This is a genomic window from Pseudoalteromonas sp. AS84, assembly GCF_038900255.1.
Lineage (GTDB): Bacteria > Pseudomonadota > Gammaproteobacteria > Enterobacterales > Alteromonadaceae > Pseudoalteromonas.
The window spans coordinates 1-26,371 of the sequence record NZ_JBBMQY010000033.1 but is presented as its reverse complement, the minus strand read 5'-3'; the positions used below and the strand labels follow the sequence as shown (position 1 = coordinate 26,371).

The window sequence follows — 26,371 nt, the reverse complement described above, 5'->3', positions numbered from 1 at the left end:
TTAGAACTCAATCTGTACGAGTGCCCACACAGATGATTGCTTTATATTGTTAAAGAACGTTTTGAGTCGCTTTAGCGACTCAAGGGATGCGAATAATACACCCTTTATTTTTCGAGTCAACACTTTGTTTTAAATTTTCTTTTTAGAATATTTAAAACCGAAGTTTTATTTAACTCTATGAGTTGTTCGTGCCTCGCTATGCGTTGGCGTTTCCCGTCTCAGTGGGGTCGCATTATAGGGAGATCCGAAAACAGATCAACCCTTTTTTTAGATCTTTTTACTGTTCGAACAAAAATAGAACAAAACCACGTAAAACTATATGAAACCCCGCCTAAGGTGATGCTTTTTTGTGCTCTTATTTATAATTTAATACAAATATCATTGCTATGTTTGATTTAGACGTTAAGATAGCAAGTTCACAATGTTAAATTAATGTTTATTTCCTGTTTATTGGTAGATCTAAAATGAAATTACCCGATCAAAAATCTTTTATCTTCTCTGTTATTCTTGCTGTAGTTGGTTTTGTTGTTGTTGAGTTTGCTTTAGGCGGCTTAGCTTTAAACCCTGCATTACTATTTGGTGCTGGTTTATTAATAGGTGCAATTGCTATTGCTGCAATATCATCTGATGTGACTGAAGAAGCTGAAGTTAAAACAAAAACGCTTTATGTTGGTAACCTTCCTTATCGTGCAAACGAAGGTGTGGTTCGTGCATTATTTGAAGAACAAGGCAAAGTATTCAATGTTCGTTTATTAAAGGATAAGAATACTGGCAAACGTCGTGGCTTTGGTTTTGTTGAAATGGCGCAAGCTGATGCAGACAATGCAATTGCTAACTTGAACGATAGCGAGTTCCAACAACGTACTTTAAAGGTACGTGAAGCAAAACAAAAACAAGAAGATGATTCTAATGCTCTGCGTACTGAGACGGATCAGTCAGTGTAACTAGCTTTACCGCTAGCTTATTGCTAAACACATCAGCCGTTGCATAATATTGCAGCGGCTTTTTTATGTCTGTTAGTTTATTCACACAGAAGTTAAGTTGGTTAAGTAGGTAGTTGACTCTGTTTGCTATCGCTACACCTGAATCAAGTAATTTTACATTCCCTTCAAAATACTGACTAATAGGCTCTGCTAATATTGGAAAGTGCGTACATCCTAATACAAGTACATCTATAGTTTTATCTATATGTAGGTCATCAAGCACTTGATGCAACTTGTTTGTATCCAAAGACTCTGTAAAAAAGTATTGCTCAGCTAAAGTTACTAACTCCACACTGCTATATAGATTAACGGTTACATTACGTGCATGCTCAGTAATTAATGTTTTAGTGTATGAACTGGCGACCGTGGCTGGTGTGGCTAATAAGCCAATATGATTTGAACGTGTTAGCTCTGCCGCAGGCTTTATTGCTGGCACAACGCCTACAATAGGAATATCCGTAATTTGACGAACAGCACTAAGTGCAGATGTAGAAGCGGTATTACACGCTATTACAATTAAATCAACGCTAAGCGTATTAGCTTTGATGAAATGAATAAGTGAGCATAATCGGTTAATGATTGTCTGCTGGGATTGAGCACCATAAGGTAGTAAAGCATTATCCATAAAATAGCTGTACTGAGCATTTGGGATACTGTACTTTATATGCTCAAGTACAGTAGTTCCACCAATACCTGAATCAAAGACCATTATATGCGCTGACAAACTACTGTTCCCACTTTACTTTAAGAACGGCAGTTTGCCATGAGGTATTTATAAAAGAAAGTAGTTTAACTTTGCGTGGTTTCTAAATCAGCAAGATCGTCGGCTGCCGAATTTAACTGATTAAGGTTTTCGAACATAGACTTTGTGTAATCTACTAACTTATCTATTTGTTCCTGATCTTGATTTAACCACTGTAGAATGCCAGCTAGTTGATTTTGTAATCCAAGTTCGCCCGCTTTTTCAAAAGCATTTTTAAGGTCATCATTAAAGGGAGCTAAGCCCTCTGATACTTGTTTTTCTGGTGCTGGTTTATATTCTTCATAGCTTTTAACTGTGGCTATTGTTTTTGTTTGGCGTAAATCCATAGAAAAAGCCACCAGCTGGTCACTGTCTAAACTCAGCTCTTGAGCTTGTTCAAATGCTTCATCCAGGTCACCACCAAAAAATGTTTTACTTAAATCTTGTAAATCTTCCATCATCGCATTAATAGCTTCTTGCTCTTGCTCGTTTAAGTCACCATTAACCGACATCGAAAATGATACCTGTCGAGATTGCGATGATGAGCTTGCAAACGACTCGCTATTACTGTTTTGCTGATAGCCGCTTGCCGATTGAGATTCAAATGCATCTGCAAAGCTGATACTTACCTCATCGCCTTCTGCGGTGGTAAATTTATACTCTGCATTACTCGTCATACTGACATATTGAGCCTGGCTTATATTTACGCTGGCAGGTTGTGGGTTAAATAACGACTCTTCAAACTCATCAAGCCCATTGTAAATACCCTCTTTAGATTTATTAATGCCCTCTTCCATGTCGTCATTAAATACGCCAGTTCCTTTGAGCTCATCAACCGCGTCATCGATCCCTATTTGGACTCCTTTGCGCGCGTCGCCTAACATATCTTTGAGCTTTTCGTCATCAGCGCCGTTAGCTTTTGCTTTATTAACAGCACTACTTACAAAATCGAGTACGTTTTTTACTATTTCATCAAAATCAAATAGTGGTTTATCTGCTTTTTTTTCTGCGATAGGTAATCCAAGCTGCTCAGCCATTTTATCGCCAAGCACCTTTGCGGCCAACTCTCGGCCTCGTTGTTGATAGCTATCTTGAGGAGACGTAATTGTAGGTTGCTGTATATCAGCTTTATTGTTGAATTTATTGATGTTGTTGTTTGGCGTAAAGCCATAATTACCTATTTTCATGATTCGTCTCCTAAGCGTGCGTAGTTTATTATCGGCTATAACACTAAAAACTAAAGTACAATGTTCAATAAAACAGCATAAATGCTAGCCAAAACTAGACAAATACGCAGCGCTCCCTACAATAGCGCCGATAAACAGATCTTAGATAAGGTAGTAGCGTTAATGGCAGTTATTAAAATAGATACCACACAGTACCAAGCGCAGTTAAGTGAAAAAGAGCAGCGTATTAGTGCACAGTTCCAACGTTTTGGTGTGGAGCAATTAGAAGTATTTAGCTCAGAGCCAACTAACTACCGCCAACGTGCTGAATTTAGAGTATGGCACGATGGTGACGATCTGTTTCACATTATGTTTGATCAACAAACAAAAGAAAAAATCCGTGTTGATATATTTGATCCCGCAGCGCCTCTAGTAGGTGAAATAATGCAGGTGATGATTGAGCATCTTAAGCCTTGTGAAATATTACGTCGTAAGTTATTTCAAATCGATTACCTATCAACGCTAAGCGGTGAAATTTTAGTAAGCTTGCTTTATCACAAACCACTTGATGATGAATGGTTAAGTGAAATTAAAGCGCTTAAAGAAAAACTAAGCAGTAAATACAAAATTGACTTTATAGGCCGCGCTCGCAAACAAAAAGAAGTGCTGGGTGATGACTTTGTAACTGAGCGTTTAACAGTTAATGGTCAAGAGCTTATTTATCAACAAGTAGAAAATAGCTTTACTCAGCCTAATGCAAAAGTAAATATTAATATGTTGGAGTGGGCACAAGATTTATGTAAGCCACTTAAAAATGATTTATTAGAACTTTATTGCGGTAACGGAAACTTTTCTATTGCGCTAGCAGGCTCTTTTAATAAAGTATTAGCGACGGAAATATCAAAATCATCTGTTCATTCTGCTCAATACAATATTGCTAAAAATAACGTAGAGAACTTAGATATTATTCGTATGTCTAGTGAAGAGTTTACTCAAGCAATGAATGGCGAACGTACTTTTTCTCGTTTAGACGGTATTGATCTTAAAAGCTATGACTGCCAAACCATATTAGTTGATCCACCGCGCGCAGGCATGGATGAATTAACGTGTGACTTAGTGGCTAACTACGAAAGCATAATTTATATATCGTGTAATCCAGAAACCCTTGAGCGTGACCTTGATCACTTAACACGTACGCACAACGTTAAGCGCTTTGCTATATTTGATCAGTTCCCTTATACGCATCACATTGAGTCGGGTGTTTTCTTACAGCGTAAATAAATACGCTCAGTAAACGTTGCCCATAAAAAAAAGCTCCCTGAGGAGCTTTTTTAGTTTTAGCTAAATTTATTTGCTAGCTAAATAATTAATCAGTTTACCAATGTCTTCTGGCTCAGTAATACCCGACTCACGACCTAGGTTTAATTTATACTTACCATTTACAATAAATGTAGGTACGCCACGTAGTGCGCCTTTTTCTTTGAAGTAGTCCTGATCGCGTTTCATTTTAGAGCTCAGCGTACGTACCGAGAAGCTTTTGAAAAGTTTATCAAACTTATCGCCATCAACGCCCTGTGCTACAAATATATCTTTTACATCTGCAAGCTCATTAAATTTAGCGCGCTTGGTATGAATGTGGTTAAAGATTGCAGAAATGATCTGATCTTTTTGTGGAAGTACTTCTGCAGTAGCAAGTGCCTGGCTCATCATCTGTTGATTTTCAGGGTCGCGTACACCTACAAAATCAACATGGCTCTTTTTAAATTTAACGTTTTTATCAAGCTTAGGCTTAAATTCACCAATTAATGCTTCCATGTTATTACATGCAGGGCAGTAAAATGAGAAAAACTCTTTAATTTCTGGCTTTTTAGTTGCTCGCTCAGAAACCACATCGTAATGCACGCCCTCTTCGTACGTTGCTGCAAAGCTTGTTGCCGCCATAGGCAGTAGGACGGCAAGCAAACCTGCTTTAACTAATTTAATCATTATTATGCTCCGAAATTTATAGTGCTAATAAAAACGCTACTAACTCATCAAGTTCTTTTTGGTTTTTGATGGTATTGAGGTTTATTTTATATTTATCGTTAACAATAAAAGTAGGTACACCTGTAAGTGCGCCTAATTTTGAATATTTATTTTGTTTGTCTTGCATTGCTTGCTCAGCCGAAATAACTGGCATGCTTGCAATTTCTTGATCAAACGTTGCGCTATCAATACCGTTTACTTCAAGTAATTTTTTAACGTCTTTCATTTCAGTTAAAGGAGCACGCTGAACATGAATACTTTTAAAAATTTGATCACTAATACTCTGCGCCTGACCATGCTGCTTAGCAATTAAGTAGGCAAAGCTTAAATTACTTTGTGCTTGTGGTGACACGCCACCTAAAAAGTTCACGTGGTTTTTAATAAACTCAGCACCTTCTGGTAGGCCTTGTTCAATTGCTTTTGCTACGGGTTCAAACTTAAAACAATGTGGACAGTAAAATGAGAAAAACTCGGTTACTTGTGGCGATGTACTTTTGTCTACATCAATAACAGTGTATTGATTATCAACTTCAAACTGTGCAGCAAGTGCTGCAAATGGTAAACATAAAAGTAATAAACTCAGTTTTAATTTTTTAAGCATGTATATCTCGTGTACTTGTTTTAAATAAAAGATTACGGCAATAACTTTAACGGTGCTTCTTGCAGTGCTGCAAGTTGCTCCTTCAGTGCTAAAATTTGTTGCTCCCAGTATTTGTCATCAGCAAACCATGTAAAGTTCCGCACAAAGGCAGGATCGCTCCATCGTTTAGCTACCCATCCCATATAATGGATAATACGCATCGCTCGCAGCGGTTCAATTAATTTGAGTTGAGAGTGATCAAAATCACAAAACTCTTCATACGCATTCACAAGGGTATCTAACTGTAACAGTTGCGTCGCTCTATCGCCACTGAGCATCATCCATAGATCTTGGATTGCAGGACCTTGGCGACTATCATCTAAATCTACAAACATGAGCGCGTCGCCTGCCCACAAAATATTGCCAACGTGACAGTCACCATGTAAGCGAATACTTTGTACATCTTTATACTGTTTTTGCGCCTGCTCTATCACTAAATCTAAAATAGTGTAAAAGGCGGTATTTATTCCCATAGGCACTAAATTACTTTTTTGAAGATGAACTTTGGCTGTATGCAAATATTCATCACAGGTAACTGTTGGCCTGTAAGTAAAAGGTTTTGTTTTAGCCACTTGGTGCATACGGCCAATTAAACGCCCCATTACATCAAGCTGATCTAAGTTATCAACCTCAAATAAACGCCCACCTACACTTGGAAACAACACAAACAAATAACCTTCGTGTTCAAACAAGCTTTGCCCATTATATAAAATAGGGGCAACAACAGGTACTTCCGCTTCAGCCAGTTCAAATGCAAAGTCATGCTCTTCTTGAATTTGCTCTTTACTCCAGCGCTCTGGGCGATAAAACTTCACTACGTAACGCAGACCATCATCGGCTTTAAATTGGTACACTCTGTTTTCATAGCTATTGAGTGCCAACAAACCAGATTCGGCGTACACACCTACGCTTTCTATTGCATCGAGTATTAGGTCAGGTGTTAAGTCAATAAAACTAAATTTACTCATACTCTTCTTATATAAAATAAAAAGCGGGTTATATACCCGCTTTTGTTAATTGCTATATCAACTCACCTATTTAAGGTAGGTTGTGATTATCGCGCTTTAAAAAAGTTACTCGACTGCGATATTGTCTCATCCGGCTCATCTACCGGTGAAAGCACAAAGTTAAACTCTGTCATCGGCGCATTCAAATCATAAGGGTCCATTACAAGTGACAATGGCACGTTATGAGATTCCCCTGCCTGCACAGTAAATGACTGCTTACCAATATACTTAAAGTTATCTAACCCTTGCACTTTAATATTAAAAGTTTGCTCGTACTGCGCCTTGTTAATTACCTTTAATGTGTAGGTGTTCTCTACTAAACCATCAAAATCGACACGATATAATTGGTTTCGATCACGAATGATATCAAAGTCCATTGTTTTACGCAGTGCTATATTAGCTACAAGTGCTCCCGTAAGCACAATAAGTATGACCGTGTAACCAATGATTTTAGCTCGTAGTGGATTCGTTTTATTTTCTGGCGTTTCGAGGTTTCGCTCTGTCGTATATGAAATAAGCCCACGCGGGTATTCCATTTTATCCATTACGCCATCACACGCATCAATACATGCACCACAATTAATACATTCAGCTTGTAGGCCATTACGAATATCTATACCTGTTGGGCATACTTGAACACACAAGTTACAGTCGATACAGTCGCCTAGCTCTAAATCTTCATGATCTACTTTACGTGAACGAGGACCACGGCTTTCACCACGGCTTTCGTCATACGTTACGGTGTATGTATCTTTATCAAACATAGCTGATTGAAAACGTGAGTAAGGGCAAATGTGTAAACACATAATTTCTCGCATCCAACCGGCATTACCATAGGTACACGCAGCAAAGAAAATAATACTGACTAGTGCATAACCACCCACGTTAAACGTTACAAAATCAGGAAGTAACTCCCTTATTGGCGTAAAGTAACCCACAAAAGAAATAGCGGTATATAACGAAAACAATACCCAACTAGTATGCTTTGCCGTTTTACGCCAAAACTTATCAAAGTCCATGGGTCGTTGATCGAGTTTTTTACGCTGATTGGCAGTGCCTTCAAGCTTTTCCTCGAACCAAATAAAAATAAAAGTCCAAACAGTTTGCGGGCAAGTGTAACCACACCACACCCGTCCATAGAAGGTCGTCACTAAAAACAGCGCAAATGCTGCCAGCATAAAAATAAACGCTAATATGGTAAAATCTTGAGGCCATAGCGTTAAACCAAAAATATTGTATTTTTGACCAATTAGATCAAACAGCACAGCTTGCTGGCCATTAAAATTAATCCAAGGAAGTAACATAAACGCAAGTAGGCCTAAAAAGCCAATGCGCTGCCTAAGTAATTGATGTAGGCCTTTTACGGCACGCACATAAATACGATTTCGGGGATTGAACCTATCATCTTGACGGCTTAAATCCGGTTTTTGGATTTTCACCTCTACAGGGATATTCTTTACTTTAATTTGCTTGTCCATCGAAGTTCCTCAACGCCGCTTGGAAATAAAAATCCAGCAATACTCAAGTACTCTATACTTAAAGTTAGCAAGTTACTTGCTAGGCAGATTTACTTTAATAAATTGCCTTCTCGAATACTTTCAGATATTTCAGAAATATCTGACTGCTGTTAACCATTATAACAATGTTGGTTAAAATTACTGGCATAGATTGCTAATAATTTATTCATCCCAGTTACTTGCTTTTAAAATGCAGTTTATTACACTGCATGGTAATTCAACCCTACTTAGATCAAGGTTTACGTATCCATGAAAAAATTTATTATTTTGGTCGTTGTGATCCTTGCCTTTTTTACAATCGATCATCCACTTATAAAAGAACCTCGCGAAAGGTTACTAGGTGAAGGCATTGGCTTTTTAAGTGATGCAAGTAAGGTTAATAGAAGCCCTGCTGCAAATATGGCTAAAAATAGAATTAGCACTCAACTTAAACTCTCTGAATCTGAGGGTGAGTACGTAGAAAAAACGTTTACAACAGATGACTCTGTACAGTTATTTCACTTACGCTATTGTCGTGAACGTGACTTAAACCTTTATTTTTATGACAATCGTTTAAATACGGTATGTAAAATAGTGACTGAAGCATTAGAGCAAAAGCGAGCAAAGTAGTGGATTTTTCAGGATTAAATAAAAAAGCAAGCGACTCATTTCATAAACAGCGCAATATGCTCAAGCAATTAGCACAAGGCAAAACGTTAAAGTGTGATAAGTGTAATGGGGTTTTAACACTTGATTTAGCCACCAGCGAGCCTGGTAAAGGCATGGTAAAGTGCAAGCAAGGCTGTACTGATATTGTATTAGAACTAAGCGCTTAGATTAACTAAGCGCTTAAACTCAAGCTATTCGTCCCAACTGTCATCAGTTATTAAACCACTGTTAATGGCCACAACTTCTATAAGTTCTGCAAAGCCTAGTGCAAAGTCACCCATTGATTCATATTGATACTGGCATAAGGCTTCTTTAGTCATACTATTTTGCTGGGCAATCTGTGTAATTGCCTGCTGATCAAGAGCAAAAAAGCTCAGTGTGCTTAGTGCACTCTCTAATGCTTCTTTAAATTCTGCATCTAACTCAGGCGCATTTAAAAGTGGCTCTGCATATGCTTTAGTAGCCACTAAAAAACCTTCGCTCCATGGTTTACAAAATTCAAGAGTAAACTCAACGGGTAGCTTGTATCCTGTTTCAAATACTTGCTCACTAATTTTATGGTATAGCGCCATAAACAAAAAAAGCATTTCTTCATCTAAATCATTGGCTGTATTTGGTAATATCTGCTCAAGCCACTCATGCACATCTAATGGGGTGGGCGAGCAAATAACGCCAAATAAATAGCCTTGGCTTTGCTCAAGGTTCATTGCTTTAGATTGCGTATTTAAAAATGTGCTGAGCTGCTTTGCTTGCAGCTCAGTAAATTGGGGTATTTGCATTAAAACTCTTTATATTGAAATATTAAAAGTTGAGCGGATAACGACCTTGGCTATCTGGTCGGCCTAAAAACTTAACCGCATCATGTACATCTTTAGGTAAGCTAGCATCTGGTTTTACATAGCCTGCCACACTAAAGTCGAAATTAGCTTTAAGTGTAGCATCTGCCTCAAGGCCAAGCGTATTATCTGGGTCAATTAATATAGCAACGTCGCCCGACTTACAACTTAATTTACCAGCCAGAGGACCAATATTAAACCATCCATTTAAGCCTTGTACGTCAATATTAGGACTCGCTATTTCGCCTTTTAGTGAATCACAATAAGGGGCACCTGAGCTGTATTCATCAAGTTCTAAAATTACACGCCCTTTCGCTGTTACAGGCAGAGGAAGTTGCACGCGTTGCATTGCACGCTCTACCGTTGAGCGTACTAGGCCGTCAGTCACTTTAACTTCTTTATTAAAAAGCCCGTAGCTTACATCTGCGTAACCCGAAATATCACTTCGCTCCCGTGCATTACCAAATTTCACGTTCGCATTAAGCTTACCTGTAAATAACTTCCAGCCAGCAATGTCCCAGCGCACATTATTTAACTGCTCACCATCAAAGCGAACTTGCATCATTTGACCTTGCCAAATAGTACCTACAGTTTGCCCGACTTCTAATTGCTTTGGAAAATACGGTTTTGCGACATCTAGCGCAATACTTGCTGGTAATTTAATAATACAAAACACAATAAAACTAATTAAAAAGACAGCCGATAACGTTATTATTTTTTTCATTAATTAATTCTCTAATACCAAACGGCTTACACGCACATAGCCTGATTTATCATCGCGGCTTAAATCTAAGTTTTCGATTTTTAAGCCATGTTGATTCACTAGTTCATCTAACCACTCTATTAACTGATTAAATTCTACAGAATCTAACGTCAAACGTAGTGAATCACTACTTGGCTGCATTTTACTAATACTTATTTGATGGCGTCCACGTGTAGAATTAACAATTTGGCTTAAGTTTGCATTGCTAGCAACACTGGTGTTACCCGCAGCCTTTAGCTTAACAATACTTTCATCAACCCAAGCTAATAGCTCTTGTTGTTTAATTTGAGATTGCTGTGCCTTTTCTATCGCATTGTTTAATGGTCTAAATATTCCCATTACTAAAACAAAAATAATAAACACGCCACCAGCGACCATTACCAATTGTTGTTCTTGCTCTTTGAGCGAGCGCCATTGTTGCATTAACTGCTTTTTCATACTGCACCTCGCAGTTTAATTTCGCCAACGACATAATCACCGTCGTTATTTAAAGACCCTTGCTCAACCGTTAAACCTTGTTTTTCAAGTATGATTTTTACTTTACCAAAGGTTTGGAAGTCTTTCGCGCGTGCACGAATACGCAGCTCATTGCGACGTTTGTCATAACGAAGTGTTTCAGGAGTAAATTCACTGACTTGAGAAAATACGTCAACTAAATTAGTCGTTAAGTCTAAAAAGCCCGACTCACTTGAGCCTTGCACTTTATCTAAAGCGCCTTTAATTTGGCTTTTAATTAGATTAGGGCGAACTTTAGTTCCCGGAAATGCTTTTTGGTATCTGTCGACTACTTGAGCCTTAGCGACTTCTAGTTGTGTATTAAGTTGATGCAGCTCAATCGCTTTTATTGTAATTGTAGAGACCAATGCAACACTTGCTATAATTGCTGCGCCTTTCCAGTAACCCCACCATAAAGAACTTTGTTTTTTAAGCTGATACATACCTTGGCGTAAGTTAAACTTAACGCTATCTAACTGCTTTGCAAATAATGCTAGAGGTAAGTCATACTCACTCGTTTGCGCTTGTAAGTTAACGCTTTCTGGAAACTGACTAGCTGGGCTGAAATGTTTAATATCAGGATTACCCATGGCTGTTAAGTAGCCATTTAACCAACTAGATTCAACCGCACCAATATGCCATTGCCCTTGCTTAAATAACCATTGGTTATTTAGCTCTATAGCGGTGACTGCGCCATCATCTGCAAGCGGTAACAACAAGGCATCGGGTAATATTCTGTATACTGATAAATTATGCTCAGCAAATAATGTGAGCCATTGTTCAAACCATTCACGGTCAGTCATTGCTACTCGTATTGCATGTTGTTCACCAAGTATTGTCGGCTGCGCTACAGCTATAAACAGTTCATCTACGTCACATGCTATATCTTCTTCGAGCATATATGGCAGTGCTTGTTCAAGCTTGCGATTCCATTTTGTTGGCAAAGCGACTGTTTTTAATTGCACTTGGTCACTTGGTAATAACACGACAACTTCTCGGGTAAGCGCTCTTTCACTTAGCTCACTTAAATGCTCTGCATTTGGTAACTCGCCACTAGCTATTATTTCTTGTTCTTGTGGTGAGTAAATTAACCAGTTAAGTAATTCTTGCTCGTTTTGACCCGTGCGGATCAACAGTATTTCTGTCACTGTACGCCTCCAAATTTTCGCGCCAGTATCGTTACGTCACCGTCTTTAGCGTGCAGTAATGTGGTCATCGAAAAACGCAGGTCGACAAAATTTGCCTGCGTTTGTAATTTAAAATATTCGCTTTTAATACTAAATAAACTTTTTACTGAGTCGGTATTAGTACCGCCTTGCTGCTTCACCTGTTCAAAAAATTCATCAATGGTGTCAAAGCCAGTTTGCGGTCTTGCACCTATCACAGCCTCTGCGCCAGATAAGCTCAAGCTTTCTATTAAGGCACTTAGTATAAGAGCTTGCTCTGGAATTAATGTATTTACGTTAATAGATAAAAGCGTACTGCCGGGTATTACACATACATACGGCAATACTTTTTCCATCACTAATGGATTAAAGCCCTTAACTAAGCGCAGCTCCGATGTTGATGCAAATAAACTATTGGCTGTCATATACGGAAAATCTCGTGATAAATACTCGTCTTCCTCTGCGCCTGAGCGATACGTTATGCTGTCCTCGTCAAGCCAATCGAATACGCTATCTGCCATTGTCTCTTCTGATTCATCAGCAGGTAAATCTTCAATATTTTCAAGTAATGCAAATAGTGCTTTATGCGCAGGGTTTGTTTTACTCGCGCTGTTTGTATCTGGCGCTATAGCTAAAGCATTTAAATTTAAACATGCTTGTAAATCAGTAATTTTGCCACTTAACGTGCCGTTATCAACAGGGTATGAAGCATCACCTTGAGTTGCCCAAACTTGATCAAGTGTTGTTTTATCGGCATCATCTTTTTTACTTTGTATTAGCCCTTTAATAGCAAGCTCTTCTGCACCGTAGGCGTACCATTTAGCTTGCTGATGACCTTGCAAATTAGTACTTTTTTGCACTTGCACCATTAAATTAGCACTCATTTCTACTGCTAAAATAGCCGCTAATGCCACAATAAACAAAACAATAACAAGTGCTGCGCCGCGCGATGATTTCTGCTTAACCATTATCCACGCTCGTATCTTGTGTTGTGCTTGGTGGAGCAACAACCTTGCCCTGCCCTGGTACTAAAAATACTCGACGAATCGGCTCTGCTTTTATTTGTTGCAACGTAACAGCAACCGCTTTAGGGAGAGCTTTAATTTCCCATTGTTCTTGCCATTCGTTTTTATCATCCAAAAACTCAAACTTAAGCTCTTCAATATTTTCCAGTACACGTTGAACCCGCGGCTCCATATTATCAAGCTGATCAACATAAACCCGATAAACACGCTCAAGGTTATCGTCTATCACTCTATAACCGACGGCTTGTAGCTCAGAACGTGGTAATAAATTTATTGGATTTATCCAACCATCTCGTACAAACGCAATGCCATCGTACTGGCTTTCTAAAACATAACGACCAGCCAATAAGTATTGCTCTTGAACATCGCCCGACTCATTGCGAACTGCGCGTTTGGTCATTTGGCTAAAATCTTGATCCATCAACCTAAATGTTGTTTGCAATCCATTTAGCTCAGTAATTTTTTCATCTGAGGCATCTTTTGCTCTTGTTGTCGTCTCGAGTATTTGATGAGTAGCAATAATAACAAAAGCTAAAATACCCAGTGCAACCATAACTTCGAGTAATGTAAACCCGCGCTGCTTCACTTACTTTTTGCCTTTATTGAGATACGTTGATAACTCATATGCCGAATGCTCATACTTTTCATCCGTAAAAACATTGATTGTTAGCTTAACAAAGCTCTTATCAGCGGTAGCGGTTACTTCTTGTTGCCAAAACCATTCAACGCCGCCCATTACTTCGCTGCCTTTAAGGTTATTTTTACCTTGCCATTGCTCACCTTTAGTACGTTGTTCAATAATAACGTTTTCGGCGACCCACGATGCGTAGGTTTGTTCTTCAATAGTGGTTAAGTGATGTATATGCTCGCTTGTTGCTTGCATTGCCGCTATGCCAGCCATGGCGCAAATACTTAATGCTACAAGCACTTCTAATAAGGTAAACCCTTTAGTATGCTTCATTATTCTGGCTCTCGGCGAAAGTTAATAGGTGCTGTAAATTCACCTTCAATGTAATACACAGGCTCACTTTGATCTTTTAACTCTAATATAAGCTGAAACGCACTTACTTCACCTGATGACAAAATAAGTACTTGTGGGATTTTCAGCTTTTTGAGCTCAAGTAAACTGTCTTCATCGCCACCACTCATAAGCTCGCGCCAGTTAGATTGCTCTAAGAGATTATCTTGCGCCCACGCTAAATCTTCTAAATTAAGAGTAAGCTTTAATCTTTCATCTAACTCGATTGGTTTAAAAAGATCTTCACGGTCAAAGGTAATCCACTTTTCACCATCGAAAACTAAATACTCTAGCGTGTTGTCTTCAACTAACAATCCCAATTCAACTTGGTTTAAAATAGCAAATTCAGATGCCATATTAATGGTGGTATGCAGCCTGAGTGCTTGAGTATCTAATTCTTCCTCCGCACCGCCTTCTAAGCTGTATACCACCATTTTGGTGGCAAAAGCGATGATCACTAGTACCACTAAAATTTCAATTAAACTAAAGCCGCTGCTTTTTGTATGACACTGCTTAAGGCTTGCTTTCATAGCAAGCCTCTAGCAATAACATGTTCATACAAAACGATGTACTTAAGCATTATTGTTTTTCTTCGTCCCAGTTACCGATATCGTCATCAGTACCTACTTCACCATCTGGGCCCATAGAAAAAATATCAAACTTGCCAATTTCACCTGGGCTGATTAGTTGATATAGATTGCCCCATGGATCCTCTGGTAGTTCATTAATAAAACCACCGTCAGGGAAACGCTTTGGAACCGGTTCAATACTTGTTTGAGTTACTAGCGCTTCAAGACCTTGCTCTGTGCTTGGGTAGCTCTTATTTTTAAGCTTGTATAAGCTCATTGCATCTTCTAATTGCTGAATATCTAGATGCGCTTTATCGATAGCGGCCTCTTCTTGCTGGCCCATAATGTTAGGTGCAACAATTGACATAATCATTCCGATGATAACCAGTACCACCATTACTTCTAGTAAAGAAAAACCTGATTGTTTATTCACGTAATTACCTCATTATTCTAAAAACACTAAGTAAAAATGGTTTAGGTAAAACCATTAATATATTTAAAAATTATTTTAACTTAAAGTCCAACAGCTTTATTCATAGCCATTATTGGCTGTAATATTGCCATTACTATAAATAATACAATAACCGCCATTGAGGCGATCATCGCAGGCTCTAGTAGTTTAAGCGATACATTAACCATGCTCTCAAATTCGCGATCTTGGTTATTTGCAGCACGCTCTAACATTTGCTCTAGTTCACCTGATTTTTCACCACTTGCTATCATATGCAGCATCATTGGTGGAAACAACTTAGTTTGCTGAAGTGCAGCTCTTAAGCTTGCACCCTCACTCACTCTATCGGATGCATCAGCAACCGCTTTTTTAATCTTTTCGTTAATGAGTACGCCACCCGATATACGCATTCCCTCAAGCAGTGGCACTGAACTTGATGATAAAATACTTAAAGTACGCGCAAAACGTGCGGTGTTAATACCACGAGCCACTTTACCTATGCCTGGCATATGTAGCACTCGGTCATCCCACCAAAAACGTATTTTTGGCTGTTTAAGTGCATGCTTAATACCAATAGCGATTGCTGTGATGGCTATTAAACTAATAAACCAGTAATTTTGCACAAAATGGCTACCCGCCATAACCCATTCGGTTGTCCAAGGGAGTACTTGTTTCGTTTTTTCAAACGTTTTTAATATTTTTGGTACCACCGTACCCAGTAATACCGACACAATACCAATTGCAAATACCACTAAAATAATAGGGTAAACCATAGCCTGAGTTATTTGGCTACGCATATGTTGGCGCTGCTCAGTATAGTCGGCTAAACGATTAAGTACTTGATCAAGGTGGCCCGACTTTTCGCCTGCGGCTACCATTGCACGATATAAGTCGTCAAAAACATGAGGAAACTCACTAAGACCATCGGCAAGGGTGTAACCTTCAACTACTTTTGAACGTACCGACATAAGCATACGCTTTAAACGCGGCTTTTCACATTGTTCAGCAACAGCCATAACTGCGCCTTCAACAGGGAGTGCCGATTGTATCAATGTTGCTAATTGGCGGGTTATAAGCGCTAAGTCTGAGGTTGAAATTGTTGGTTTAAAAAAGCCACCGAATAAAGGGGCTTTTTCACCTTTGACTTGTTTGTCACTTTGCGCCGCAGGGATAACTTCAAGCGGCGTTAATTTTTGGTCACGCAAAGTTTGGCGAATTTGTTTAGCTGTATCGGCCTCTAAAATGCCTTTTTTTTCTTTACCTCGGCCATCTAAGGCACGGTATTCAAACGCTGCCATAGTTAGCCTTCCTCACGGGTAACACGCAATACTTCTTCAAGTGTTGTTTTACCTGCAAGTACACGGCTACACCCATCTTGGCGAATACTTGGGCTGCGCTTACGAATGTATTTTTCTACGCTTTGCTCGCCTTTACCGTTGTGAATCATTTCACGTATTGTTTCATCAACTACAAGTAACTCGTGAATACCGGTACGACCACGGTAACCATTAAAGTTACACTCTTCACACCCCACCGCTCGGTAGATTGTAGGTTGGCTTTCAAAAGGAGTACCTAACAACTGGCATTCATGCTCATCAGCCGTGTGACCTTCTTTACAGGTATTACATAACGTACGTACTAAACGCTGTGATAACACACCGAGTAACGACGATGAAAGTAAGAATGGTTCAACACCCATATCTTCCATACGTGTAATTGCACCCGATGCAGTATTAGTATGCAGAGTAGACATAACAAGGTGACCGGTAAGTGACGCTTGAACACCAATTTGCGCAGTTTCAAGGTCGCGTATTTCACCCACCATTACTACATCAGGATCTTGACGTAATATTGCACGTAAACCACGAGCAAATGTCATATCAACTTTTGCATTAACTTGAGTTTGGCCTATGCCTGGAATTTCGTACTCTATCGGATCTTCAACAGTAAGAATGTTACGATCGCGTGAGTTAATTTGACTCATACCAGCATATAGGGTGGTACTTTTACCAGAACCTGTTGGTCCTGTTACTAGAATAATTCCGTGAGGTTTACTAATTAAATCTGAAAACAATGCACGATTTTCTGCAGTCATACCTAAGTCTTCAAGGTTTAAACGCGCGTTATTTTTATCAAGTAAACGCAGCACCACACGCTCACCAAAGCTCGATGGCATTGTTGATACACGCACATCAACTGCACGTCCGGCAATACGTAAACTAATACGGCCATCTTGTGGGATACGTTTTTCGGCTATATCAAGCTTAGCCATTACTTTAATACGAGATACAAGTAACGACGCAAGTTTCCGATTAGGCTTAAGGACTTCTTTAAGTACGCCATCTACCCTAAAGCGAATAACAAGCTCTTGCTCGAAGGTTTCGATATGAATATCAGAAGCCCCTTCTTTAATCGCTTCACTAAGCATGGCATTAATAAGCTTGATGATTGGCGCGTCATCGTCACCAGCAAGTAAATCTTCAGTTTGTGGGAGCTCATCAGCAAGTGAAAATAAATCAACCTCGTTGCCAATATCTTCCATCATTTGTTGCGTTTCAGAGCTATCACGTTGGTATGACGCTTCAAGCAATAGCTCAAACTTATCATCAGCCAATTGCTCAAGTGTAAAACCATGGCCTGCGATACGACGTACTTCTAATAGTACTTCCACATCTAGCTCACCACGGTAGTAAACTATACGGTGATCTTTATTTTTGCCAAGTAACACACCTGCACGTTTTGCATACGAAAACGGCAAACGCTTTGCTGGTAACTCAACTAATACATCACTCGTTAATAGCTCATCCTGATTATGCGTTTGAGGATGAACCACATCTTGGTTTATCTCTTGAATCGCATTAGTCATCTTTACGCTCTTGTGCATTTTGTTTACGTAGAGACTCTTCATACGTAGGTGGAAGTACTAATTCGTCATTCCACTCAGGTAAAATAGGCGTATCAGTCATTGGCATTAACTCAATACCGTCTTCTTTTTGTTTAAACTGCTCACCACGAATAAAGTTATATTTATTAAAGCTTAACTTATTCATGCTCACACCATCACGAATAATGGTTGGTCGAATAAACACAATAAGATTACGCTTACGGCGTGTTGTGTTTGTTGATCTAAACAAATGACCTAAAATAGGAATATCGCCTAATAACGGCACCTTAGAAACACTTTCTTGTACGTCTTCGTCAATTAAGCCACCCAGTACAACCATACCGCCATCATCGGCCATAACCGTTGTTTTGATTGCACGTTTATTAACTGAAATATCAACAGCAGTTGCACCACTTACACTTGAAACCTCTTGTTCAATTGTGAGCTGTACTGCAGAGCCATCGTTAATCTGTGGCGTAACTATCAGTTTAATACCGACTTCTTGACGCTCAACCGTTTGGAATGGGTTAGCATTGTTACTACCCGTTTGTGAGCCTGTAATTATAGGTACTTCTTGACCCACTAAAATAGATGCTTCTTCGTTATCCATTGTAGTAATAGACGGTGTAGCCAAAATATTTGAATTTGTATCAGTGGCAACAGCCTGAATGATTGCACCCCAGTCATTTTTAACAACACCCAGTGCTAAACCATTGATACCACCTAGCAATGAAGCAAGTGCATCGTAATCACCTTCTGTCGTTTCATCATAACTTGTTGCAAGCCCTGATTCAGTACCAATAATAGTTTTAGTTACGGTTGTATCTTGTGCTTGCTCAGCGGCAACAGCTAATGAACCTACGGGAACCGTAGTACCATTATTAAACTGCAACATACCGCCCTGCTCAGAAATCCACTGCAGGCCTAAGTTAACCCCGTCACCCTCCATTACTTCAATAATAATGGCTTCAACCAATACTTGTGCTCGGCGAATATCAAGACGTTCAATGACCGACTCGAGCGAGCGCATTGTATCTGGCTGCGCAGTAATAATAAGTGAGTTTGAATCTGGGTGAGCTTCTATACTGCTTTCGTTGTTACTTCTGCTACGAGTCTTAGTGGTACCGCCTTGTGCATCTTCAACAAGTGACTTACTTACGCCTTGCAGTACTTTTACTAAATCTTCAGCTTTAGCATAATTTAGGTAAAACACCTTGGTATTACCTTGGCTTTCTAATTCGCCATCTAAGCGCTTAATAAGCTCTATAGCACGTGTACGTGCTTGGCCTTCACCACTTACTATAACGCTATTAGTTCGGCCATCAGCGACTACTTTTGGAATTAAAAATTCAGGTACGCTGCCTTTGCCACTGTCTTTGTAAATATTGTCTACTACAGAGACAACATCATCTGCTGTTGCATATTTAAGCTTAACGATGTCTACACGCTTGTCACCCGCCTGATCAACAGAGCGAATAATTTCAACTAAGCGATTAACTGATGCAGCATGACCCGTTAGCATCATTACGTTAGCCGCATTAAAGTTAGCAACATGGCCGCCATCTTTTTGATCGCTAAATTGACGAACTAAAGGGCCTAGTTCTTGTACGCTTACATTTTTGACACGTACAACACGTGTAATCATCATATCGCCGCTAGCTTCGTTACCTTCGGTAATAAGTGGCACATTTGATTTTTTGGCGTCTGAACTTTTTTCTACCTTAAGAATGCCATTGTCCATTTCAACAGCTGAGTAGCCATAAACTTCCAATACATTTAAGAAGAACTGGTAATAAAGCGCTTCGTCCATTAACTCATAACTGCGAACATTTACTTTGCCGCGCACGTTAGGGTCAATAATTACTGTTTTATTGAGATTTTTACCAACAATATTAATAAACTCGTTGATATCAGTGCCTTTAAAGTTAGCAGCATATTCAACAGCAGAAACAGACAAAGAAATACTTGCCGCCAAAAAAAGTGCCGCGTACTTAGCTAACCCTTTTTTAATTTTTTTGAGGTGTAGCACCTGAACCATTATATTAAAACTCCAAAGCTAAATTATTGCAGACTAAATTGCACATCAATTTGTTCACCATCACGTTCTATAGTGATATTGGCATCTGTACTATTACGCAGCTCGTTAATAGCTGACATAGCCTGTTTTAAATCTGTTAATTGATAGCCATTTATAGAAATAGCCAAATCGTTATTTTTTAATCCCATTTGCTTAAACAGTTCAGGTTCTTTACCTGGACTTAAGCGATATCCAATTAGTTCACCATCATTCATAGCCTGTGAAACACGTATATAGTCAAATAACTTGCCCGGTTCTTCGAGTAACTCTTCACGTGTTTCTATAATTGCTTCTTTAACGTCTGGGTCTGCAGTGGCGTCTATTTGTAATTCACTTGGCTCTAATTTTTGCGGACCCATTTCGGCATCGTCACGCGCAGCGAGTACAGGCATAGATACTTTTTTACTAAAATCGAGCCCATCAAGCATTAATGTTTCAAAACCTCCATTAATACCTAAAATAACACGATCAGGCAGTATCTGCGCTACTTCAGCGCGCGTGCCAAGTACAACTTCTTCAACAAGGTAGCTTACTTGCTTACCTTGTGATTCAATAATTGCTATGCCTGCTTGGTCATCATTATTAACAGCTACAATACCGGTTAAATTAATACTTAGGCGTGTTTCTGGCGCATTATTTATAACCTGCGATTGTTTTGCAGTATTATTGTTGTTTGTTACAGTTTTTTTACCAAATAAAAATTGCTCAATAATATGCTGCGCTGAGTTATTACTCGCACCAGATGGCTGATTAGCATAATGAGTAGGAGTAAGTAGAGTTACTGGTGGTTTCGGCCATAAAAGCCAGACAAGCTTTGATAATAAAAATGCAAGATAAACAACAACTAACAGTGTCACTAACGCACTTAATTTAGCATGCGGTAACCGCGTTAAAAATTGTTTTAGTTGTTGGATTTGCTGTTCCATAAATAGTGTTCTTATTTTAATTTACTGCGTTAGCGCGTACCCATAGTACCCTTTCATTTTTCTTTCAACAAGCACACTAATATTAAACTTTGTAAACAGATTAAATTAACTTTACATAGTAGTACAAAAAGTAAACGGCTGTTGTAATACCTTCATCCTACGATGATTTCATGATAAATTTTAAGCTATAAAAACGTGGGGAAATGCCTTATGAGTAAAAAAAGTAATGCTAATACCAACTCAGACCATGCAGATGAGTTAAAAGTTCGATTAGATAAATGGTTATGGGCTGCACGATTTTATAAAACTCGTGCTGTTGCACGTGAAATGGTGCAAGGCGGCAAAGTACATTATAATGGCCAACGTACAAAAGCGAGCAAAATAGTAGATGTTGGTGCAAAAGTAAAACTTGCTCAGGGTGTAGATGAAAAACTGATAACTATACTCACAGTGCTTGAAAAACGTCAAAGCGCCCCCATTGCACAGACCATGTATCAAGAATCTGATGCAAGTATTGCTAAACGCGAAGAAAACAGCATCGCACGCAAAAATAACAGTTTTTTTGCTCCTCATCCGGATAAAAAACCAGATAAAAAGCAAAGACGCGAACTTTTAAAAATGAAATCAAGTTAGGTATAGCCACTCATGCAACAAGATTTACTTCACCGTTATTTATTCAACGAACTAGATGTTCGTGGCGAACTCGTACAAATCGAGAATGCTTATAATGAAATGATTGCCGACCACAATTACCCTGACCCTGTTAAAGCATTACTAGGTGAGCTACTTGTTGCAACCTGTTTACTAACCGCAACTTTAAAGTTTGAAGGTGAAATTGCAGTACAGCTTCAAGGTGATGGCCCTGTCAAATATGCTGTTATAAATGGTGATGACAAACAAAACATGCGTGGTATTGCACGCCTGCAAAGCGAAATTACGGGTACAACTGTAAAAGAGCTTATTGGCCAAGGCTATATGGTGATCACTATTACACCAAGTAAGGGTGAACGTTACCAAGGTATAGTGCCCTTAGAGCACGATACTCTGAGTGAATGTATAGAAAGTTACTTTGAGCAATCAGAGCAATTAAAGACACGTCTTTGGTTTGCAACCGACACAACTGAAGGTAGCGCAAAAGCATGTGGTCTATTTTTACAAGTACTCCCAGTTGATAAACAAAAATCAATTGAAGACTTTGCGCACTTAGAAGCATTAAGTAACACCATTAAAGATGAAGAGTTGTTACATCTTGATGCAAATACAGTCCTTACACGTCTTTACCACGAAGATAACCCTCGTGTATTTGAGCCTCAAGCGATTAAATTCAAATGCGGTTGTAGTCGTGATAAAACAATTACTGCACTTGTTAATATTGGACAAGAAGAACTACTTAAAGACGTAACCGAAAAAGGGTCTGTTAATATTAACTGTCATTACTGTTTAAAAGAGTATGTTTTTAACGAACAAGATATAAAAAGCATTTTCAACTAAATATTCAGTTTCATCTATATATAGTAATTAAAGCCGCATAATATGCGGTTTTATATTATAAAAAGATGATACCGGTGTCATCTTTTCTGCTAATTTCATGACACCGGTATCATTGAAATTATTCATGTTTTTTCTTAAATATATGTGTTTTTAGAGGCTTTACGGGCTCGAATATCTTAAAACCTTCTGTTACTATAATTTCAGTTTAAGGGCACTGATAACCCCAGAGCTATCCGTTCAAACTCTCACACATAGTTAGGTATAAACATGACTACAGGCGCTACACGTTTTGTCGATTTAACCGCAGCTGAACTTGTCGAGCATGCGATCCGCCGTGGCGAAGGTACTTTAGCCGCAAATGGTGCTTTTGTTGCAATTACAGGAAAACGAACTGGTCGTTCACCAAAAGATCGTTTTATTGTACAAGAAGCTACAACTCAAGATGACATTCAATGGGGCAATGTTAACCGCCCATTTGATGCAGACAAATTTGACGCTTTATGGGCTCGCGTAGAAGCACATGTTCAAAGTAATGACCACTTCACCTCTCACCTAGAAGTTGGCGCAGACCCTGAGCATTATCTACCTGTAGTCGTAACTACAGAAACAGCGTGGCACCATATTTTTGCCAAAAACATGTTTATCGAACCGCAAAACTATAACGCTTCAAACTTACCGCAATGGCAAGTAATGAACGTTCCTTCGTTTGTATGTGAGCCAGAACGTGATGGCACAAATAGCGATGGCACCGTCATTATTAACTTTGCACAGCGTAAAGTATTACTAGCTGGTATGCGTTACGCCGGTGAAATGAAGAAATCGATGTTTTCTGTGCAAAACTTCCTACTACCAGCAAAAGGTGTATTACCAATGCACTGCTCTGCTAACGTTGGTGAAGCAGGCGATACAGCATTGTTCTTCGGTTTATCTGGTACAGGTAAAACAACGCTTTCAGCAGATCCAACTCGCTTTTTAATTGGTGATGACGAACACGGTTGGGCACCTGGCAGCGTGTTTAATATTGAAGGCGGTTGTTATGCTAAGTGTATCGACCTGTCACAAAAGAATGAGCCTGTAATTTGGAATGCTATTCGCTTTGGCACTATTTTAGAAAATGTAGTGTTAGATGAAAAAGGCATTCCAGATTTTAACGATACTAGCCTTACTCAAAATAGCCGTGCAGCATATCCACTTGAACACGTTGAAAAACGTAAAATAGAAAACCGCGCAGGCGAACCAAAAGCTGTTGTATTTTTAACTTGTGATGTAAGCGGTGTATTACCACCAGTTTCTATACTTAGCGAAGAAGCTGCTGCTTTTCACTTTTTAAGTGGATACACAGCAAAAGTTGGCTCTACTGAAATTGGCTCTACTAGCGATATTGAATCAACATTTTCGACATGTTTTGGCGCACCATTCTTCCCACGCCCTGCTGGTGTTTACGCTGAGCTTCTTATGAAGCGTGTACGCGAGTTTGGCGCTAAAGTGTACCTTGTGAATACAGGTTGGACTGGCGGCCCTTACGGCACAGGTAAACGTTTTGATATTCCAACTACTCGTGCAGTAATTGATGCAATCGTATCAGGTAAATTAGCGGGTGTTGAAACTCAGCACATTGATGTTTTAAACCTAGATGTACCGGTAGCCGTTCCTGGTGTAGATACTAACTTACTTAACCCAATCAATACTTGGGAAGACAAAGTTAAGTACAATGAATATGCAGCAAAACTAGCCGCTGACTTCACTGAAAACTTTGCTAAGTACGACGTATCAGACGATATAAAAAATGCAGGACCTAAAGCTTAAGTAAACTTTAAGATTGTATTTTAACGCCAGCCTAGAGCTGGCGTTTTTACTTCTTAAATAATTAATTTAATAAGTGCGACAAAATGCCGCACGAATCATATCAAAAACCATATAATATACTACATAATCAAACACTTCTTAATGCCCAATAAATCTGCATTACCCATTACGGCTACTTAATTGATGACACCAAAGCTTTCATGGCGAAAAACCTCAAGACGATTACATTTGTACTTAGGCCTCTCGGTAGGCGTATTACTCACTATTATTAGCCTTTCTGGCTCCGTGTTAGTTTATTACCCACAAATAGACTCACTGTTAAATCCAATTAATGACACTACTACTAATACAAAAATACCTGATTGGGATAAAGCATACAGTAAGTTAAGGAAAAATTTCCCTACAAAGCTCGGACCATGGCGATTAGAAAATACAGGTGTGAATTCAATTGTACCCGCACGTTACTATAACCCTATAGAAACAAAAGAGCATGGCTTTGCGCCTTTAATGGTTTGGCTATCTAGTGATAACGATGAAGTAATACGCAAAGACTACTGGGGGGAATACCTAGTAACGTGGATATACAACTTACATTTTTCATTACTAACAGGAGCAACAGGCACTCTAGTTGTTGGTTATATAGGCATAGCCACATTACTTCTTATTATCTCTGGATTCTTTGCTTGGTTTCCAAAACCTGGGCAATGGATAAAATCGTTAAAATTTAAACGTCGCAGTTCTAAAATAGGTCTACTTTATGACTGGCATAAACTTATTGGTTTGGCTTTGTGCATACCATTATTAGTTTTAACTGCTACAGGCGTTATGCTCGCTATTCCAAAACAAACGGACCCTGTATTAATCGCTCTAGTTAGCAATATAAACTCTCCCTCAAAAACACAAATGCAAGCTAACAAACAATCCAATATTCCTTTATCAAAAGCGATCTTAATAGCTCAAAAAGCATTACCAAGTGCGCGTTTAGCTTGGATTGAAACTCCTTCAAACTTAAATGCGATTTACAGATTCAGGTTTCAAACTGACAATGACCCTTCTTATCGCTTCCCGCATAGCTATATCGAAGTTAATGCGTCTACAGGGGAACTAGAGAGCCTGTTTAATATAGATAAGCAAAGCACGGCTAGTAAAATTAAAAACTGGTTACACCCTCTACATGACGGCAGCATTGGCGGTAACATTTTAAAAGTAATTTGGGTGTTGAGTGGCTTAGGATCTGCTGCATTATTTTTTATTGGACTATATAGATGGTTAGTTAGAACCAATAGAATATAAATAAACTTTACGCCAATCTACCTAGTTAAATGATCTATTTGAGGAAAAAAATTCTTTATTTCGTTGTTCTCGTCAATTACTTCTAAATCGCTCAACCTTCAGTCTTCATGCAATCGCATATCAGAAATTATTAACGCAATTAGCGTCAAGTTCAATCCACCAAATTGATTAGGCATTATTGCCGATTAGTATAATTATCAGGTATGTGTATTTATTCTGCACGCGCTATAACGCCAGTTATTTAGAGATGTAATGCGGTAAATAACATTGATGAGCTTAGCACCAGGTAATACTCGTTATTCATTGTTTAATAATATATTTAGGTGAAGCTATATCCTTATAGAAACGTCTAATAAGGGTACTGAATAGTTAGGGCAAGGTTTTATTCAATTTGAAGCAGCTGCATTTATGGAAACATCTACAGGGCTAGATAGTCAGAGTGAAATTACGATCGTATGATTTTAGTGTCGGGAGTCGCTTCGCTCGCCCGGCCTACGCGATGGGTGTTGATATCAGTGTCTATTAATTGTGCGTATTTTACTTTTCTACAGACGTAAAAAAGCCCGAATCGTCAGAATCGGGCTTTCTACAATTTGAAGTCGGTGCGCTACGCAGTAGAATGTCGTAGTGCCCACAGCAGTAAAAAGTCACCTAGCAAATGCTACACTATCTTTGTGTCGGAGCGGCCTTCCGCGAGGCTCGTCTTCGAGCGGTTTCGTTTCACTACTGAGTACGGCATGGACTCTTGGCTACAACTTTTATTTACACTTTTCTGCAGACGTAAAAAAGCCCGACTCTTTCGAATCGGGCTTTCTACAATTTGAAGCCTGGTAATGTCCTACT

The 26,371-nt window shown here is 39.0% G+C and carries 27 protein-coding genes; 8 read left to right on the top strand and 19 right to left on the bottom strand.

What is annotated here, in order from left to right; genetic code table 11:
* The first annotated feature begins 464 nt into the window (after positions 1-464).
* Positions 465-944 carry an RNA-binding protein gene (locus WNY79_RS20075; protein WP_024596401.1) on the top strand — a complete coding sequence of 160 codons (480 nt, stop codon included), beginning with the start codon at positions 465-467 and terminating at the stop codon, positions 942-944.
* Here WNY79_RS20075 and murI read toward each other — a convergent pair.
* Together murI and WNY79_RS20065 are read right to left on the bottom strand one after the other, a co-directional pair.
* Positions 907-1,707, bottom strand: coding sequence for a glutamate racemase (gene murI, locus WNY79_RS20070; RefSeq protein ID WP_342876722.1), 801 nt, complete (start codon positions 1,705-1,707; stop codon positions 907-909). The two genes, WNY79_RS20075 and murI, sit on opposite strands and share 38 nt — an antisense overlap.
* A gap of 65 nt (positions 1,708-1,772) precedes the next feature.
* The gene (locus WNY79_RS20065; protein WP_076926102.1) at positions 1,773-2,912 is read right to left on the bottom strand and encodes a DUF5610 domain-containing protein; all 1,140 of its coding nucleotides are present in this window, start codon (positions 2,910-2,912) and stop codon (positions 1,773-1,775) included.
* 162 nt (positions 2,913-3,074) lie between these two features.
* Here WNY79_RS20065 and trmA point away from each other — a divergent pair, with 162 nt between their 5' ends.
* Entirely contained in the window at positions 3,075-4,172 is a 1,098-nt protein-coding gene (gene trmA, locus WNY79_RS20060) for a tRNA (uridine(54)-C5)-methyltransferase TrmA (RefSeq protein ID WP_342876721.1), read from the top strand.
* A 66-nt stretch (positions 4,173-4,238) separates the two neighbouring features.
* Here trmA and WNY79_RS20055 read toward each other — a convergent pair whose 3' ends face one another.
* The 4 genes from WNY79_RS20055 to ccoG form a co-directional block, all read right to left on the bottom strand.
* Positions 4,239-4,877, bottom strand: coding sequence for a thiol:disulfide interchange protein DsbA/DsbL (locus WNY79_RS20055; RefSeq protein WP_342876720.1), 639 nt, complete (start codon positions 4,875-4,877; stop codon positions 4,239-4,241).
* A gap of 16 nt (positions 4,878-4,893) precedes the next feature.
* Positions 4,894-5,517, bottom strand: coding sequence for a thiol:disulfide interchange protein DsbA/DsbL (locus WNY79_RS20050; RefSeq protein ID WP_342876719.1), 624 nt, complete (start codon positions 5,515-5,517; stop codon positions 4,894-4,896).
* A 32-nt stretch (positions 5,518-5,549) separates the two neighbouring features.
* Complete coding sequence (locus WNY79_RS20045) at positions 5,550-6,524, bottom strand: serine/threonine protein kinase (protein ID WP_008137601.1); 975 nt, start codon at positions 6,522-6,524, stop codon at positions 5,550-5,552.
* A gap of 86 nt (positions 6,525-6,610) precedes the next feature.
* On the bottom strand, positions 6,611-8,041 hold the full coding sequence (gene ccoG, locus WNY79_RS20040; RefSeq protein WP_342876718.1) for a cytochrome c oxidase accessory protein CcoG: 1,431 nt from the start codon (positions 8,039-8,041) through the stop codon (positions 6,611-6,613).
* Positions 8,042-8,329: 288 nt separating this feature from the next.
* On the opposite strand from ccoG, the gene WNY79_RS20035 reads away from it, so the two are divergent.
* Positions 8,330-8,689, top strand: coding sequence for a hypothetical protein (locus WNY79_RS20035; protein WP_024597718.1), 360 nt, complete (start codon positions 8,330-8,332; stop codon positions 8,687-8,689).
* Entirely contained in the window at positions 8,689-8,895 is a 207-nt protein-coding gene (locus WNY79_RS20030) for a hypothetical protein (protein ID WP_024597719.1), read from the top strand. Before WNY79_RS20035 ends, WNY79_RS20030 begins: the two co-directional genes overlap by 1 nt.
* A 24-nt stretch (positions 8,896-8,919) precedes the next feature.
* Here WNY79_RS20030 and WNY79_RS20025 read toward each other — a convergent pair whose 3' ends face one another.
* The 13 genes from WNY79_RS20025 to gspC all read right to left on the bottom strand — a co-directional run bounded on the left by WNY79_RS20025 (position 8,920) and on the right by gspC (position 20,938).
* A complete protein-coding gene (locus WNY79_RS20025) occupies positions 8,920-9,507 on the bottom strand; it encodes a UPF0149 family protein (RefSeq protein WP_024597720.1) in 588 nt (195 codons plus the stop codon).
* Positions 9,508-9,529: 22 nt separating this feature from the next.
* Entirely contained in the window at positions 9,530-10,288 is a 759-nt protein-coding gene (locus WNY79_RS20020) for a type II secretion system protein N (RefSeq protein ID WP_342876717.1), read from the bottom strand.
* Positions 10,289-10,291: 3 nt separating this feature from the next.
* Complete coding sequence (locus WNY79_RS20015; protein ID WP_024597722.1) at positions 10,292-10,765, bottom strand: type II secretion system protein M; 474 nt, start codon at positions 10,763-10,765, stop codon at positions 10,292-10,294.
* Complete coding sequence (gspL, locus tag WNY79_RS20010; protein WP_342876716.1) at positions 10,762-11,970, bottom strand: type II secretion system protein GspL; 1,209 nt, start codon at positions 11,968-11,970, stop codon at positions 10,762-10,764. The genes WNY79_RS20015 and gspL overlap by 4 nt, the downstream gene beginning before the upstream one ends.
* Positions 11,967-12,956, bottom strand: coding sequence for a type II secretion system minor pseudopilin GspK (gene gspK, locus WNY79_RS20005; protein WP_024597724.1), 990 nt, complete (start codon positions 12,954-12,956; stop codon positions 11,967-11,969). Before gspK ends, gspL begins: the two co-directional genes overlap by 4 nt.
* Entirely contained in the window at positions 12,949-13,599 is a 651-nt protein-coding gene (gspJ, locus tag WNY79_RS20000) for a type II secretion system minor pseudopilin GspJ (protein ID WP_076926096.1), read from the bottom strand. The genes gspK and gspJ overlap by 8 nt, the downstream gene beginning before the upstream one ends.
* Positions 13,600-13,974, bottom strand: a complete 375-nt coding sequence (gene gspI, locus WNY79_RS19995; RefSeq protein ID WP_024597726.1) for a type II secretion system minor pseudopilin GspI — start codon at positions 13,972-13,974, stop codon at positions 13,600-13,602.
* Positions 13,974-14,561 (bottom strand): prepilin-type N-terminal cleavage/methylation domain-containing protein, encoded by a 588-nt coding sequence (locus WNY79_RS19990; protein ID WP_024597727.1) that lies wholly within the window; start codon positions 14,559-14,561, stop codon positions 13,974-13,976. Before WNY79_RS19990 ends, gspI begins: the two co-directional genes overlap by 1 nt.
* Positions 14,562-14,610: 49 nt before the next feature.
* Positions 14,611-15,033: a type II secretion system major pseudopilin GspG gene (gene gspG / locus WNY79_RS19985; protein WP_007586585.1), complete on the bottom strand. Its 423-nt coding sequence runs from the start codon at positions 15,031-15,033 to the stop codon at positions 14,611-14,613.
* An 80-nt stretch (positions 15,034-15,113) separates the two neighbouring features.
* Positions 15,114-16,349: a type II secretion system inner membrane protein GspF gene (gene gspF, locus WNY79_RS19980; RefSeq protein ID WP_170072979.1), complete on the bottom strand. Its 1,236-nt coding sequence runs from the start codon at positions 16,347-16,349 to the stop codon at positions 15,114-15,116.
* Positions 16,350-16,351: 2 nt separating this feature from the next.
* Positions 16,352-17,917, bottom strand: a complete 1,566-nt coding sequence (gene gspE / locus WNY79_RS19975; protein ID WP_024605967.1) for a type II secretion system ATPase GspE — start codon at positions 17,915-17,917, stop codon at positions 16,352-16,354.
* Positions 17,910-19,973, bottom strand: coding sequence for a type II secretion system secretin GspD (gspD, locus tag WNY79_RS19970; RefSeq protein ID WP_076926094.1), 2,064 nt, complete (start codon positions 19,971-19,973; stop codon positions 17,910-17,912). Before gspD ends, gspE begins: the two co-directional genes overlap by 8 nt.
* Positions 19,974-19,996: 23 nt before the next feature.
* The gene (gspC, locus tag WNY79_RS19965) at positions 19,997-20,938 is read right to left on the bottom strand and encodes a type II secretion system protein GspC (RefSeq protein WP_024598237.1); all 942 of its coding nucleotides are present in this window, start codon (positions 20,936-20,938) and stop codon (positions 19,997-19,999) included.
* Positions 20,939-21,148: 210 nt separating this feature from the next.
* Between gspC and hslR the strand changes: the two genes are divergently transcribed.
* The 4 genes from hslR to WNY79_RS19945 all read left to right on the top strand — a co-directional run bounded on the left by hslR (position 21,149) and on the right by WNY79_RS19945 (position 25,528).
* A complete protein-coding gene (gene hslR, locus WNY79_RS19960; protein WP_024598238.1) occupies positions 21,149-21,571 on the top strand; it encodes a ribosome-associated heat shock protein Hsp15 in 423 nt (140 codons plus the stop codon).
* Positions 21,572-21,583: 12 nt separating this feature from the next.
* Entirely contained in the window at positions 21,584-22,429 is an 846-nt protein-coding gene (gene hslO / locus WNY79_RS19955) for an Hsp33 family molecular chaperone HslO (protein WP_076926093.1), read from the top strand.
* 267 nt (positions 22,430-22,696) lie between these two features.
* Positions 22,697-24,235, top strand: coding sequence for a phosphoenolpyruvate carboxykinase (locus WNY79_RS19950; protein WP_342876715.1), 1,539 nt, complete (start codon positions 22,697-22,699; stop codon positions 24,233-24,235).
* Positions 24,236-24,418: 183 nt separating this feature from the next.
* Positions 24,419-25,528 carry a PepSY-associated TM helix domain-containing protein gene (locus WNY79_RS19945; protein WP_342876714.1) on the top strand — a complete coding sequence of 370 codons (1,110 nt, stop codon included), beginning with the start codon at positions 24,419-24,421 and terminating at the stop codon, positions 25,526-25,528.
* Positions 25,529-26,371: the final 843 nt, after the last annotated feature.